Here is a 14,452-nt window from a genome sequence, read left to right as displayed (position 1 = left end):
ACCCCCATGCCACCGGCCAAGAAGCGCACCCGCAGCTACGACCCCGCCAAGATCCGCACGGCGGTGCTCGCCCAGTTCGGGAACGTACGGGCCGCTGCCGCCGGACTCACCCCCGAGCAGCTCGCCCTGCCCACCCGGCTGAGCGACTGGACCGTCCGGGACCTGGTGGCCCACGCCGGGATGAGCCTCGCGGCGGTCTCCCGTCTGACCGGCCTGCCGGAGCCGGCCAAACAGGACGGCACGCTGCTCGACTGGCCCGCCGCGATCGTGGCCGACGCCCCGGACATCGCCGCCCATGCCCGCGAGCTGGCCGAGAGACACCCCGACCCGGCCGCCCACCTCGCGGCCGTCGAGGAGCGCTTCACCGCCGACCTCGCCGCCCACCCCGGCACCCGGCTGCTCGCCACCAGCGCCGGCGCCCTGCCCCTCGCCGACTACCTCGTCACCCGCACCGTCGAACTCGTCGTCCACACCGACGACCTCAACGCCGCCGTCCCCGGCCTGGACATCCCCTACGACCGCCAGGCCCTGGCCGCCTGCACCCGGCTGCTGGCCGACGCGCTCGCCGCCAAGGCACCCGGCGGTTCGACGGAGGTGAGGGTGCCGCCGTACGCGGTGGTGCAGTGCGTCCAGGGGCCGAGGCACACACGGGGCACCCCGCCCAACGTCGTCGAGACGGATCCACTGACCTGGATCCGGCTGGCGACTGGGCGGCTGACCTGGGCCGAGGCACTCCGGGACGCCAAGGTCAGCGCGAGCGGGGAGCGCGCGGACCTGTCGGCCCTCCTGCCGCTGATGGCCTGAGCGTCTGCCGCCCGTCCGCCTGATTGCTCATGGCATAAGAAGGAATCCCCGCCGTAAGGGGAACCGATCCCCCCGGGTCACCCGTCGAAGTGGCATGGACAGGCAGAAGCAGCGCATGACCCTGACGGCCGCCGCCATGCTCGTCCCGCTCATGGCGGCCTGCGGCAGCGAGAAGGCGGACGGCGGCAGCGGCTCGGTCGGTGCCGACAAGCCGGTCACCGGTGTGCGGTGGAGCGTGGACAGCGTCACCGCGGACGGCAGGACGCAGAAGGCCCCCACCGGCGCCCACGTGACCATCGACAAGGGCCGGGCCGAGGGCAGCCTCGGCTGCAACAACTTCAGCGCCGAGGCCACCGTCGACGGCGACCGCGTCCGGCTGGGCAAGACCAGGTCCACCGAGATGGCCTGCGAGAACAAGCCCATGGAGTTCGAGACGACCCTCGCGCGGGCCTTCTCCGACCAGGAGCTGAAGGCGAAGGTGGACGACGACCGCCTCACCCTCACCACCGCCGGGGGCGACACCGTCCACCTGACCAGGGCCAAGGACGCCCCGCTGGCCGGCACCAAGTGGACCGTCACGACCCCGAACGCCGACGGCCGGGCCCACCTCACCTTCGACGAGAAGAAGGGCACGGTCTCCGGCAGCCTCGGCTGCAACAAGGTGAACGCAAAGGCCACGGTCCGCGACGGCCATATCACCGTCGGCCCCCCGGCCACGACCCGAATGATGTGCGAAGACTCACTCATGGACGGCGAGAAGACGCTGCTGCGACTTTTCGACGGGAAGCTGAAGTACGGAGTCGATCACCAAACCCTCACGCTGACCAGCGAAAACGGTACGAGTGTGCGAGCGGTCGCCGAGCGGTGATCCACCGGAAAGTCCGGTATCCCCAATTCGGACCAGTGGTCGACCTCGCCTACACTCGGTGGCGTGCCACGTGGTGACGGACGACTCAACCACGACCTGCTCCCCGGTGAGAAGGGCCCCCAGGACGCTTGCGGCGTCTTCGGTGTCTGGGCTCCGGGCGAAGAGGTCGCCAAGCTCACGTACTTCGGGCTCTACGCCCTCCAGCATCGAGGCCAGGAATCCGCGGGAATCGCGGTCAGCAACGGCTCACAGATCCTCGTCTTCAAGGACATGGGCCTGGTTTCCCAGGTCTTCGACGAGACCTCCCTCGGTTCGCTCCAGGGTCACATCGCGGTCGGTCACGCCCGCTATTCGACCACCGGTGCCTCCGTCTGGGAGAACGCCCAGCCGACCTTCCGCGCGACCGGACACGGATCCATCGCGCTCGGCCACAACGGCAATCTCGTCAACACCGCCCAGCTCGCCGAGATGGTCGCCGACCTGCCCAAGCAGGACGGCGGACGCACCCCGCGCGTCGCGGCGACCAACGACACCGACCTGCTCACCGCGCTCCTCGCGGCCCAGGTCGACGAGGACGGCAAGCCGCTGACCATCGAGGAGGCCGCTCACACGGTCCTCCCGAAGGTCCGGGGTGCCTTCTCGCTCGTCTTCATGGACGAGCACACCCTGTACGCGGCCCGGGACCCGCAGGGCATCCGCCCGCTGGTCCTCGGCCGGCTGGAGCGCGGCTGGGTCGTCGCCTCCGAGTCCGCCGCCCTCGACATCTGCGGCGCCGCTTACGTCCGGGAGATCGAGCCGGGCGAGTTCGTCGCCATCGACGAGAACGGCCTGCGGACCTCCCGATTCGCGGACGCGAAGCCCAAGGGCTGTGTCTTCGAGTACGTGTACCTGGCCCGCCCGGACACCGACATCGCCGGCCGGAACGTGTACCTCTCCCGCGTGGAGATGGGCCGCAAGCTCGCCAAGGAAGCGCCCGTCGAGGCCGACCTGGTGATAGCGACCCCGGAATCGGGCACGCCCGCGGCGATCGGCTACGCGGAGGCCTCCGGCATCCCGTTCGGCGCCGGCCTCGTCAAGAACGCGTACGTCGGCCGGACGTTCATCCAGCCCTCGCAGACCATCCGCCAGCTGGGCATCCGCCTGAAGCTGAACCCGCTGAAGGAAGTCATCAAGGGCAAGCGCCTGGTCGTCGTCGACGACTCGATCGTGCGCGGCAACACCCAGCGGGCCCTGGTCCGCATGCTCCGCGAGGCGGGCGCGGCCGAGGTCCACATCCGGATCTCCTCGCCGCCCGTGAAGTGGCCCTGCTTCTTCGGCATCGACTTCGCCACCCGCGCCGAGCTCATCGCCAACGGCATGACGATCGAAGAGATCGGCACCTCCCTGGGCGCCGACTCCCTGGCCTACATCTCCATCGACGGCATGATCGAGGCGACCACCATCGCCAAGCCGAACCTGTGCCGCGCCTGCTTCGACGGCGAGTACCCGATGGAGCTCCCGGACCCCGAGCTGCTCGGCAAGCAGCTGCTGGAGACGGAGCTGGCCGCCGGCCCGGCCGCCACGGCCGCCGCCGACGCGATCCGCCGCCCGTAGACGGCCCGTAACACCTGCCGTACGACACGAAGGTTCTGCTTAGCCATGTCTGAGAAACCCATTGCCGAGGGCGGCGCCAGCTACGCAGCCGCGGGCGTCGACATCGAAGCCGGCGACCGCGCCGTCGAACTGATGAAGGAGTGGGTGAAGAAGGCCCAGCGCCCCGAGGTCCTCGGCGGCCTCGGCGGCTTCGCCGGCCTCTTCGACGCCTCCGCCCTGAAGAACTACGAGCGGCCCCTGCTCGCCTCCGCCACGGACGGCGTCGGCACCAAGGTCGACATCGCCCGCCAGCTGGGCGTCTACGACAGCATCGGCCACGACCTGGTCGCCATGGTCATGGACGACATCGTGGTCTGCGGCGCCGAGCCGCTGTTCATGACCGACTACATCTGCGTCGGCAAGGTCCACCCCGAGCGGGTCGCCGCCATCGTCAAGGGCATCGCCGAGGGCTGTGTGCTCGCCGGCTGCGCCCTGGTCGGCGGCGAGACGGCCGAGCACCCGGGCCTGCTGGGCGAGGACGACTTCGACGTCGCCGGCGCCGGTACGGGCGTCGTGGAGGCCGACCGGCTGCTCGGCGCGGATCGCATCCGGACGGGTGACGCGGTGATCGCCATGGCGTCCTCCGGTCTTCACTCGAACGGGTACTCCCTCGTCCGCCACGTCCTGCTGAACCAGGCGGGCCTGGCGCTGGACGCGCACATCGAGGAGCTCGGCCGCACCCTCGGCGAGGAGCTCCTGGAGCCGACGAAGATCTACTCGCTGGACTGCCTGGCCCTGATGCGCACCACCGAGGTGCACGCCTTCAGTCACATCACGGGCGGCGGCCTCGCGGCCAACCTCGCCCGGGTCGTCCCGGACGAGCTGCACGCGATCGTGGACCGCTCCACCTGGACCCCGGCCCCGATCTTCGACCTGGTCGGCCGCACGGGCAGCGTCGAGCGCCTGGAGCTCGAGAAGACCCTGAACATGGGCGTCGGCATGATCGCGATCGTGCCGCAGGAGTCCGTGGACGTGGCCCTGACGACGCTGGCCGACCGCGGCGTGGACGCCTGGGTGGCCGGAGAGATCACGGACCGGGGCGAGCACCCCACCGGTGCCGCCCTGATCGGTGACTACGCGAGCTGAGACACGGGGTCATGGCCCTGCAGGCAGCACAGAACCCGGTCGGTGACCTTCAGTCACCGACCGGGTAAGTGCTCAGTGCAGGGTCAAGCGCCGCGACGATGCTGCGAGGACTGGTCGTCCTCGTCGTCGTCGTCCTCATAGAGGTCGGCGTACCGTGCGTACAGGTCGTCGTCCTGATCATCGTCCTCGATCGGCGGCGCGCCGTTAGGCGGCTGCGGATTCGAAGGCGATGCACCCAGCTCCTCGGCCAGGCGTGAGAGGTCAGTCCCACCGCTGTTGTACTTCAGCTGGCGGGCGACCTTCGTCTGCTTGGCCTTGGCCCGGCCGCGCCCCATGGCTCGACCCCCTCAACGACGGGGCTCGACGGCCCCAGAGTCTTGACACGCGTTCATGGTCCGGCACGGACTCTCCGCGGAGAGACCGGTCCGTAGGGCTTCCACGGTACCTGAGCCCGCGCCCATACGGTACGTCGCCCGCATGACGTGCCCGCGCCCAGGACCTTCGAGGCGCCCCGTCCTCGCTGGTCAACCGCGATTTTAACCACTTATCGACGGTCGACCCGCCGGTAGAAGTGAGAGTTCTCTCTAACTGCCCACCGGCGGGTACCGGCCAAACGTACGACACTGCGGGGATCAGTCCCGCACCGCCCCGGCCTCAGCGCCCCCGGCGGGCCAGGGTCGCGTCGTGCATCCGCTGCTCGGCGATCCGGTCGGCCGCGGCAGCCGGCGGAATACCGTCCTCCTTCGCACGTGCGAATATGGCCAGCGTGGTGTCGAAGATCTTCGACGCCTTCGCCTTGCACCGGTCGAAGTCGAAGCCGTGCAGCTCGTCCGCGACCTGGATGACACCGCCGGCGTTCACCACGTAGTCCGGCGCGTAGAGGATCCCGCGGTCGGCGAGGTCCTTCTCCACGCCCGGGTGGGCGAGCTGGTTGTTGGCGGCGCCGCAGACCACCTTGGCGGTGAGCGCGGGGACGGTGTCGTCGTTCAGGGCACCGCCGAGCGCGCACGGGGCGTAGATGTCGAGGCCCTCGGCGCGGATCAGGGTCGCGGTGTCGGCGACGGCCGTCACGCCCGTCGGGTGCGCCGCGAGGATCCGCCCCACGGCCTCCTCGCGCACGTCGGTGATGACGACCTCGGCGCCCTCGGCCCGCAGGTGCTCCACCAGGTGGTGGCCGACCTTGCCGACGCCGGCGATGCCGACCCGCTTCCCACGCAGCGAGGGGTCGCCCCACAGGTGCTGAGCGGAGGCCCGCATGCCCTGGTAGACGCCGTAGGCGGTGAGGACGGAGGAGTCCCCGGCGCCGCCGTTCTCCGGCGAGCGGCCGGTCGTCCAGCGGCACTCGCGGGCCACGACGTCCATGTCGGCGACATACGTGCCGACGTCGCAGGCGGTGACGTAGCGGCCGCCGAGGGAGGCGACGAACCGGCCGTAGGCGAGGAGCAGCTCCTCGCTCTTGATCTGGTCCGGGTCGCCGATGATCACGGCCTTGCCGCCGCCGTGGTCGAGACCGGCCATGGCGTTCTTGTACGACATCCCGCGGGCGAGGTTCAGCGCGTCGGCGACGGCCTCGGCCTCGTTCGCGTACGGGTAGAAGCGCGTACCGCCGAGCGCGGGGCCCAGGGCGGTGGAGTGGAGGGCGATGACGGCCTTGAGGCCGCTCGCACGGTCCTGGCAGAGCACGACTTGCTCATGACCGCCCTGGTCCGAGTGGAACAGGGTGTGCAGTACATCAGCAGGTGCGCCGGTTACGTCGGTCACTGTGGTGACTCCTGAGTAGGTGCGGCGGGTGGAGACCAGCTCCCGTGGGGGTCCCCCCGCGCTTTTGGCTGTGGGGGAGGGTGGCGGGGACTGTTGAGCATGAGATTAGAGCCTGGCGGGCCCGCCGACCGCACCGTGCACAGGATCACCTCCGACCGGAGTACACCCGTGCGACGATTTGCATAGATTTCCCGCGCGATCGTGAGTGGTTCCGCAGGTTTTCACGGCGGTGCGCGGGGGAGGGAGCAGGCGTGCCCAAGGTGACCTCGGTGATCGTCCCCTACGCGACCTACCTGCGCGTGTACGAACCGCTGGCCGCCTTCCCCGAGCCGGAGCGCAGCCAGTGGGCCCGCTACGCCCGCCGCACGGACCGCCCCTCGTACCAGGACGAACTCCGCCGGGCCCTCGCCGACTTGGCCCCCACCCCGCCGGTCCCGGTGCCGGTGCACGAGAGCGACGACGCCTTCGTCCTCGACGTGGACGGCGTCGTCTGCGTCTGTCCCTGGCGCACCCGGCTGCGCGGCTGGCTGGCCCTGGACGAGCTCTCCGAGGAGCTCCCCCCGCCGGTCATGGACGCGGTCCTGCCGCCGGTACTGCGGCGTCAGGCGGCCCAGGACTACGAGCGCTGGCTGACGATCAACCCGGACGCCCGGCCGTGGATCCGGACGGCCACCTGGCAGGTGCCGATCAACTGGTTCGTGCTGGTCTCCGACGAGGAGCGCGAGTACGACAAGGGCGCGTCCGACGACAGCCCGCCCGTGCTGCGCTACCGCACTCCCATGGTCCAGGCCCGGCGGCGGGTGGCCCGGGGCCTGCGCGCCCTGCGGGAGGCGAGGAACGAAGGACCCCTGATCGACGGCCTGATGGACGTCGGCCGCTGGCTGGAGGAGTTCCACCCGCGCTCGCTCGTGGAGCTGGACTACGGCGGCCTGGTGCACGTGGTGCCGGCCGGGACGCTGGAGGACGACCACTCCGCGGCGGACGTGGCCGCGGGCATCGCCGCGCTGCGCCGGGGCGACGGGGCCGGTGCGGGGGAGGCGTACGCCCGGCTCGTGGAGCGGTGGCGTTCCGTACGGAATCTGCGGTCGGCCAACTGACGCCTGACCTTGATGTCCGTACAGACCGCTCGCATTCGGTCACGAACTGACGTTTGACGAACCGCCCGATTTGGGGTTTCGTCCTCGCACCGAGTTCCTGAAGCGGGCTGTGCGTCTCCTGAGACTTCGTCAACAAGGGACGTAGGGCCCGATCCGGGCAGACCTCTCAAGTAGGCCAAGCGTGACGGACTACACGTACGAGGCTCTTGCGTCCCTTGCCCCTCCTCATGCCAAAATAGGACAAGGAGTCCGGGGAGGACTCCTTCCGTCCTGTAGTGCTGCACTATGGGCGGAATCTCAGCATTGCACGCTTTGGGGGGTCTGGTGACTTCCTGATCACCCTGTGACTGATCGTCACAGCGGTGTGACTGTCCGCTATGGCATGGTCCATCGGCTTCCGTCGCTGATGAACACCTGGAGGGGCAATTCCATCGGTTTGGCCGACGCGGCTGGACAGATGGTGTAGTTGTAGTGCCGAGGACAAGCCGTTCGTCCTATAACCGACTCGACTCGCGTCCGCCATTTCGGGCAACGCGGGTCAAGGTGCAGAATTTAGAGGAAAGAACCGAGAAGGTTCGGTTCTCCCGAGGAGGCCGCTCATGACCGCTCGCACCCCTGATGCCGAGCCGCTGCTGACCCCGGCTGAGGTCGCCACCATGTTCCGTGTCGACCCCAAGACGGTCACGCGGTGGGCGAAGGCCGGCAAGCTCACGTCGATCCGCACGCTCGGCGGGCATCGGCGCTACCGCGAGGCCGAGGTCCGCGCTCTGCTCGCGGGCATCCCGCAGCAGCGCAGCGAGGCCTGAACAACTGAATAACCGGGCAAACCGGCTGGTTCCCCCAACCGGCCGCGGCGTCCGGACCACTGCTCCAAGCGACGCGGGATCCTGCCCCAACAGGCCCCACGCCCAAGCCAGTCAGAGCTTTGCAGGCATACAACAGGGTGCGTCGTAGATCGCGCTGGACTCCGCCGGGTCCAGCGCGATCTTTTTTGTGCGCCCGGGGTGGGTCTGTCGCACCTGCTGTGAGCGGCCTTGTAGGAGCCTGGGGAGGGGTGTCGGATCGTCTGTGTGCGGCACCCCGGACAGAGTGCAATTGCACATATTAAATTGACCCTTTGTAGGCGGGGCGTAAGTACCGCACTTTCCAAAACTCATGCGGTGACACCCGTCACATACCGAGCGGCTTGTTAGCTCCGCCACGGGTGCGGTAGAGAAGCCTCCGGCTCCAGCAGCCCCTACCCTGACGGGTGTTGAGGCCGCTCGTGGATCATGCGGGCGCCGGGCTCTCGTCCTCCCTTGCCGGAGCCTCGACCTGAGGCGCACGCGGCGCCGACTCCATCGCCAGCCTCAGCAGGCGATGGCAGATCGGGCAGTGCCGCGTGAGGTGCCGGTACGACGACGCGGCCGACAGGTGCGCGCGGAGCAGCGCCCGCGTCTCGTGCCTGGTCGCTGTCGCCATACGCCACCTCCTGAAGGCCGCACGGGGAACGGCCCTGGTTCTGGGGTACCGACGGAATGAGGGGCCGTCAAGACGGCGTGTGGGGGCCCGAGGGGCTTACGACGAGGTCAGGGCATGCAAAAGAGCCCGGATCCAAAGATCCGGGCTCTCGTGATGCGGTCCTGACGGGATTTGAACCCGCGGCCTCCACCTTGACAGGGTGGCGAGCACTCCAAACTGCTCCACAGGACCAGGTTTCGCGGCGCCATTCGTGCGTTGCGCTGCGAGAAGAGACTGTACAGGAGGGTGAGGCCCTGGTCGAACTCACCCTGTGTACGGGTGCCGTTACGGCGCCGCCGCGTCGATCGCCTTCACGATCCGCTTGTCGGAGACGGGGTACGCCGTGCCCAACGCGTGGGCGAAGTAGCTGACCCGCAGCTCCTCGATCATCCAGCGGATGTCCAGGACCGACGACGGCACCGGCCGGCCCTGCGGCAGCTGCTCCAGGAGCCAGGCGTACTCGTCCTGCATCTCGTGGACCTTCTGCATCCGCGTGGTGTCCCGCTGGACGTTCGTCGGCATCTGCTGCAGACGCCGGTCGGCGGCCACCAGGTAACGCATCAGGTCCGGCATGCGCCGCAGCCCCGCCTCCGTCACGAAGCCCGGCTTCACGAGGGCGTCCAGCTGTGCCCGCACGTCCTGGAGGTTCGGCAGCAGCGCGGGGCTGCGCACGGCCTTCAGACGGCGCTCACAGGCCTGCCAGGCGGCCAGGACCTGCTGCACCTGTCCCACCGCGCGGACGGTCGTGTCGACGATCTCGGCGCGCACCTTGTCGTACAGCTTCCGGTACGACTCCTCCTCCCACGCCGGCCCGCCGAAGTCGCCGATCAGCTTGTCCGCGGCGGCCATCGCGCAGTCGTCGAACAGGCCCTGGATGGAGCCGTGCGGATTCGCGGACAGCGCCAGCTTCTGCGCGTTCGTCAGCTTCTGCGAGGCGAACTTCGCCGGGTTCACCGGGATGTTGCGCAGGATCAGCCGCCGCGTGCCCTTCCACATGGCCCGCGCCTGCTCCGCCTCCGTGTCGAAGAGGCGCACGGAGACCGTGTCGCCGTCGTCGACCAGTGCGGGGTACGCCTTCACCGGCTGACCGGCCCGGCGGGTCTCGAAGACGCGGGTGAGCGTGCCGATCGTCCAGTCGCTCAGGCCCGAGCGCTCCAGGGACTCGCCGCCGGAGCGCTCGGCGGTCGCCGCGGCCGCCTGGGAGAGGGCCTTGCGGGCCTTCGGGCGCAGCCTGAGCTTCAGCGCCTCCAGGTCCTTGTCCTCGGCCAGTTTGCGGCGCCGTTCGTCGACGATCCGGAACGTGACCTTCAAGTGGTCGGGGACCTTGGACAGGTCGAAGTCGTCCGCCTCGAAGGGCACGCCGACCATGAGCCTCAGCTCGCGCGTCATGGTCGCGGTGAGGGGCTCCTGGAGAGGGACGGCCCGGTCCAGGAACCGCTTGGCGAAGTTCGGCGCCGGGACGTAGTTCCGCCGGATCGGCTTGGGCAGGGACCGGATCAGCTCCGTCACCAGCTCCTCGCGCAGGCCCGGGATCTGCCAGTCGAAGCCCTCGTCCGTGACCTGGTTGAGGACCTGCAGCGGGATGTGGACGGTCACGCCGTCGGCGTCCGCGCCCGGCTCGAACTGGTACGTCACCCGGAACTTCAGGTTCCCCTGCCGCCACGAGTCCGGGTAGTCGGCCTTGCTGACCTCACCCGCCTTCTCGTTGATGAGCATCTCGCGCTCGAAGTCGAGGAAGTCGGGCTGCTCGTGCCGCTTGTGCTTCCACCAGGAGTCGAAGTGGGCACCGGAGACGACGTGCTCGGGGATCCGCTGGTCGTAGAAGTCGAACAGCGTCTCGTCGTCGACCAGGATGTCCCGGCGCCGGGCCCGGTGCTCCAGCTCCTCGACCTCGGTGAGGAGACGGCGGTTGTCCGAGAAGAACTTGTGGTGCGTACGCCAGTCGCCCTCGACCAGCGCGTTCCGGACGAACAGCTCGCGGCTGATCTCCGGGTCGATCCGCCCGTAGTTGACCTTCCGCTGCGCCACGATCGGCACGCCGTAGAGCGTGACCTTCTCGTACGCCATCACCGCGGCCTGGTCCTTCTCCCAGTGCGGCTCGCTGTAGGTGCGCTTGAGGAGGTGCGCGGCGAGGGGCTCGACCCACTCGGGCTCGATCTTCGCGTTGACGCGGGCCCAGAGGCGGGACGTCTCGACGAGCTCGGCCGACATCACGAAACGCGGGGGCTTCTTGAAGAGGGCCGAACCGGGGAAGATCGCGAACTTCGCGTTCCGCGCCCCCAGGTACTCGTTCTTCGCCGTGCTCCTCCCGCCCTCCCCTCCGGCGTCCTTCACGTCCTTCATGCCGATGTGCGACAACAGGCCGGCCAGGAGGGAGAGATGGATGCGGTCGTCCGGGGCGTCGTCCTCATTGAGGTGGATGCCCATCTGCTTCGCGACCGTGCGCAACTGCGTATAGATGTCCTGCCATTCGCGGATGCGAAGAAAGTTGAGGTACTCCTGCTTGCACATCCGGCGGAACGAGGACGAGCCCCGCTCCTTCTGCTGCTCGCGGAGATAGCGCCAGAGGTTGAGGTAGGCCAGGAAGTCGCTGGTCTCGTCCTTGAAGCGGGCGTGCTGCTGGTCGGCCTGGGCCTGCTTGTCGGCGGGGCGTTCGCGCGGATCCTGGATGGACAGCGCGGCGGCTATGACCATGACCTCGCGCACACAGCCGTTCTTGTCCGCCTCCAGGACCATTCGGGCCAGCCGGGGGTCGACGGGCAGCTGGGCCAGCTTGCGGCCGGTGTCCGTGAGCCGCTTGCGGGAGTCCTGCTGCGCCGGGTCGAGGGCGTTCAGCTCCTGGAGCAGCTGCACACCGTCGCGGATGTTGCGGTGGTCCGGCGGGTCGATGAAGGGGAACTTCTCGATGTCGCCGAGACCGGCCGCGGTCATCTGCAGGATGACGGAGGCAAGGTTCGTCCGGAGGATCTCCGCGTCCGTGAACTCCGGCCGGGCCTCGAAGTCGTCCTCGCTGTACAGCCGGATGCAGACGCCGTCCGACGTACGGCCGCAGCGGCCCTTGCGCTGGTTGGCGCTGGCCTGCGACACCGGTTCGATGGGCAGCCGCTGGACCTTGGTGCGATGGCTGTAGCGCGAGATCCGCGCGAAGCCCGGGTCGATGACGTACTTGATGCCCGGCACGGTCAGGGAGGTCTCGGCGACGTTCGTGGCCAGAACGATCCTGCGGCCGGTGTGCGGCTGGAAGACGCGGTGCTGCTCCGCATGGGAGAGCCGGGCGTAGAGCGGCAGGATCTCCGTGAAGCGGTAGTTCTTCTTGGTGAGCGCGTCCGCCGTGTCCCTGATCTCCCGCTCACCGGAGAGGAAGACGAGGATGTCGCCCTTCCCCTCTTTCTGGAGCTCCTCCACGGCATCGGAGATCGCGGTGATCTGGTCGCGGTCGGCGTCGTCGCCGTCCTCCTCCAGCAGCGGCCGGTAGCGGACCTCCACGGGATACGTACGACCGCTGACCTCGACGATCGGGGCGTCGCCGAAATGCCGCGAGAAGCGCTCGGGGTCGATGGTGGCCGACGTGATGACGACCTTGAGGTCCGGACGCTTCGGCAGCAACTGCGCGAGATAGCCCAGCAGGAAGTCGATGTTGAGGGACCGCTCGTGGGCCTCGTCGATGATGATCGTGTCGTAGGCACGCAGCTCGCGGTCGGTCTGGATCTCGGCGAGCAGGATGCCGTCCGTCATGAGCTTGACGAAGGTCGCGTCCTGGTTCACCTGGTCGGTGAACCGGACCTTCCAGCCGACGGCCTCGCCGAGCGGTGTGTCCAGCTCCTCGGCGACGCGCTCGGCGACCGTGCGGGCGGCGATCCTGCGGGGCTGGGTGTGCCCGATCATGCCCCGTACGCCGCGCCCCAGCTCCAGACAGATCTTCGGGATCTGCGTCGTCTTGCCGGAGCCGGTCTCACCGGCGACGATCACGACCTGGTGGTCGCGGATGGCGTCGGCGATCTCGTCCTTCTTTTGGCTGACGGGCAGCTGCTCGGGGTAGGTGACCTCGGGCACGAGGGCGCGCCGGCCGGCCATCCGTTCCTCGGCCTTGCCGACCTCCGCCTCGATCTCGGCGAGCACGGCGGCCCGCGCCTCCGGCTTACGGATCTTGCGCGCACCTTCGAGCCTGCGCCCGAGCCGGTGCGCATCGCGCAGGGACAACTCGGTCAGGCGGGGGGCGAGGGCGCCGAGGGCGGGGGCAGGGTGCGTAGACATACGGGATCCAGGATCTCATCCCCCGCAAAACAGAGGCGAACGGATTTCGACCAGACCACGTAAGCGCCATTCGAGCGCTTGCCCGAACGATCATTCGATCGAGTGTCCGGAGATCGATCACCTGACCGCAGCTCTGACCTCGCCCTAGATTCCTCGACGTGAAGCTCGTGATCCGCGTCAAACTCCTGCCGACCCCCGAACAGGCATCGGCACTACAGGCGACCCTCCACGCCTGCAACGCGGCAGCCAATCACGTCTCCCACACCGCCTTCACCACCGGAATCAAACGCAACCGCGAACTACGCGCCCTGACCTACACCCAGGTCAAGACCCGTTGGTCCCTCGGCGCCCAGGCCGCCCAGCACGTCATCAAGAAGACCGCCGACGCCTACGCGGCCCTCACCGGCAACCTCAAAGCCGGAAACCTCGGCAAACCCGGCTCCAAACGCTTCCGCAAAGCCACCGAAAAGCCCATCGCCTTCCGACCCCAAGGCGCCCAGCCCTACGACGACCGCATGCTGTCCTGGCAGATGCCGCAACGCACCGTCTCCATCTGGACCGTGGCCGGACGCATGAAACGCCTCGCCTTCACGGGAGAGGAAACGCAACTCCTCCTCCTCGCCCACCACCGTCAGGGCGAGTCCGACCTGACCAGCCACAACGGTCACTGGTACCTCCTGGCCACAGTCGACCTCCCAGAAAGCCCCACCACCCCGGACCCCCGGGAATTCATCGGTATCGACCTCGGCATCACCAACATCGCCACCACCTCCACCGGCCACCGGCACAGCGGCCGACGCCTCAACCGCAGCAGACAGAACGACCGACGCAATCGAGACAACCTCGCCAGAAAGCAGACCCGGTCCGCCAAACGGCGAGCCAAACGCCGCGCCGGAAGAGAAGCCCGGCGTACCCGCGACATCAACCACAAGATCAGCAAAAACATCGTGACGGAGGCCCAACGCACCGGTCGCGGCATCGCCCTGGAAGACCTGGGCGGCATCCGCGAACGGGCACGGCTGAAGAAGCCCCAACGCGTCACGATCCACTCCTGGGCCTTCGCCCAGCTCGGCGCCTTCATCGCATACAAGGCGCGCAGGGCCGGAGTGCCGGTGGTACACGTCCACCCGGCCTACACCAGCCAGGAGTGCTCCCGCTGCCATCACATCGACAAGAGAAACCGGCCGGCACAGGCCGTGTTCTCGTGCAGGAACTGCGGCTTCGTTGAGCACGCGGACCTGAATGCGTCCCACGTCATCGCCGGTCGCGGCTGGTGGATGTGGGTCTGCGGGGCCGAGTCACAGGTCCCTGCTCTCGCGCTGATCGCGTAGGGCTGGATGCGCCGCGGCCGTCGAAGCCATCGACGGGGCGAGCTGCGAGCTGGAGAGCTTCATCTCTCCGGTAGCGGACGCGGACGCTCGTACACTCGGGCGCGATCACGGGCATACAA

General features: G+C 68.7%; 11 protein-coding genes and 1 tRNA gene. 7 read left to right on the top strand and 5 right to left on the bottom strand.

What is annotated here, in order from left to right; all coding sequences use genetic code 11:
* Positions 1–6 precede the first annotated feature (6 nt).
* The 4 genes from IE153_RS15940 (at position 7) to purM (ending at position 4,390) form a co-directional block, all read left to right on the top strand.
* Positions 7–804 (top strand): maleylpyruvate isomerase family mycothiol-dependent enzyme, encoded by a 798-nt coding sequence (locus IE153_RS15940; RefSeq protein WP_189590367.1) that lies wholly within the window; start codon positions 7–9, stop codon positions 802–804.
* Between the two features lie 94 nt (positions 805–898).
* Entirely contained in the window at positions 899–1,672 is a 774-nt protein-coding gene (locus IE153_RS15935; RefSeq protein ID WP_189590366.1) for an META domain-containing protein, read from the top strand.
* 63 nt (positions 1,673–1,735) lie between these two features.
* A complete protein-coding gene (purF, locus tag IE153_RS15930; protein WP_189590365.1) occupies positions 1,736–3,265 on the top strand; it encodes an amidophosphoribosyltransferase in 1,530 nt (509 codons plus the stop codon).
* Positions 3,266–3,310: 45 nt separating this feature from the next.
* Positions 3,311–4,390, top strand: coding sequence for a phosphoribosylformylglycinamidine cyclo-ligase (gene purM, locus IE153_RS15925; RefSeq protein WP_031108295.1), 1,080 nt, complete (start codon positions 3,311–3,313; stop codon positions 4,388–4,390).
* 83 nt (positions 4,391–4,473) lie between these two features.
* Here the strand turns inward: purM and IE153_RS15920 are convergent, their stop codons facing one another.
* Entirely contained in the window at positions 4,474–4,725 is a 252-nt protein-coding gene (locus tag IE153_RS15920; protein WP_189590364.1) for a DUF3073 domain-containing protein, read from the bottom strand.
* A gap of 319 nt (positions 4,726–5,044) precedes the next feature.
* A complete protein-coding gene (locus IE153_RS15915) occupies positions 5,045–6,151 on the bottom strand; it encodes a Leu/Phe/Val dehydrogenase (RefSeq protein WP_189590363.1) in 1,107 nt (368 codons plus the stop codon).
* Between the two features lie 251 nt (positions 6,152–6,402).
* Here IE153_RS15915 and IE153_RS15910 point away from each other — a divergent pair, with 251 nt between their 5' ends.
* Positions 6,403–7,248, top strand: coding sequence for a DUF8083 family protein (locus tag IE153_RS15910; protein WP_189590362.1), 846 nt, complete (start codon positions 6,403–6,405; stop codon positions 7,246–7,248).
* Positions 7,249–7,847: 599 nt separating this feature from the next.
* Entirely contained in the window at positions 7,848–8,054 is a 207-nt protein-coding gene (bldC, locus tag IE153_RS15905; RefSeq protein WP_003949541.1) for a developmental transcriptional regulator BldC, read from the top strand.
* A gap of 463 nt (positions 8,055–8,517) precedes the next feature.
* Here the strand turns inward: bldC and IE153_RS15900 are convergent, their stop codons facing one another.
* The 3 genes from IE153_RS15900 to hrpA all read right to left on the bottom strand — a co-directional run bounded on the left by IE153_RS15900 (position 8,518) and on the right by hrpA (position 13,002).
* Positions 8,518–8,709: a DUF6274 family protein gene (locus IE153_RS15900; protein ID WP_189590361.1), complete on the bottom strand. Its 192-nt coding sequence runs from the start codon at positions 8,707–8,709 to the stop codon at positions 8,518–8,520.
* A gap of 156 nt (positions 8,710–8,865) precedes the next feature.
* A tRNA-Asp gene (locus IE153_RS15895) sits at positions 8,866–8,940 on the bottom strand.
* Positions 8,941–9,033: 93 nt separating this feature from the next.
* A complete protein-coding gene (hrpA, locus tag IE153_RS15890; RefSeq protein ID WP_189590360.1) occupies positions 9,034–13,002 on the bottom strand; it encodes an ATP-dependent RNA helicase HrpA in 3,969 nt (1,322 codons plus the stop codon).
* A 158-nt stretch (positions 13,003–13,160) separates the two neighbouring features.
* On the opposite strand from hrpA, the gene IE153_RS15885 reads away from it, so the two are divergent.
* Positions 13,161–14,333: an RNA-guided endonuclease InsQ/TnpB family protein gene (locus tag IE153_RS15885; RefSeq protein ID WP_189590359.1), complete on the top strand. Its 1,173-nt coding sequence runs from the start codon at positions 13,161–13,163 to the stop codon at positions 14,331–14,333.
* Positions 14,334–14,452 lie beyond the last annotated feature (119 nt).

The organism is Streptomyces massasporeus, assembly GCF_014648995.1.
Lineage (GTDB): Bacteria > Actinomycetota > Actinomycetes > Streptomycetales > Streptomycetaceae > Streptomyces > Streptomyces massasporeus.
Note: the sequence above shows the minus strand (reverse complement) of the source record. Positions and strands in the feature narration are given on the sequence as shown.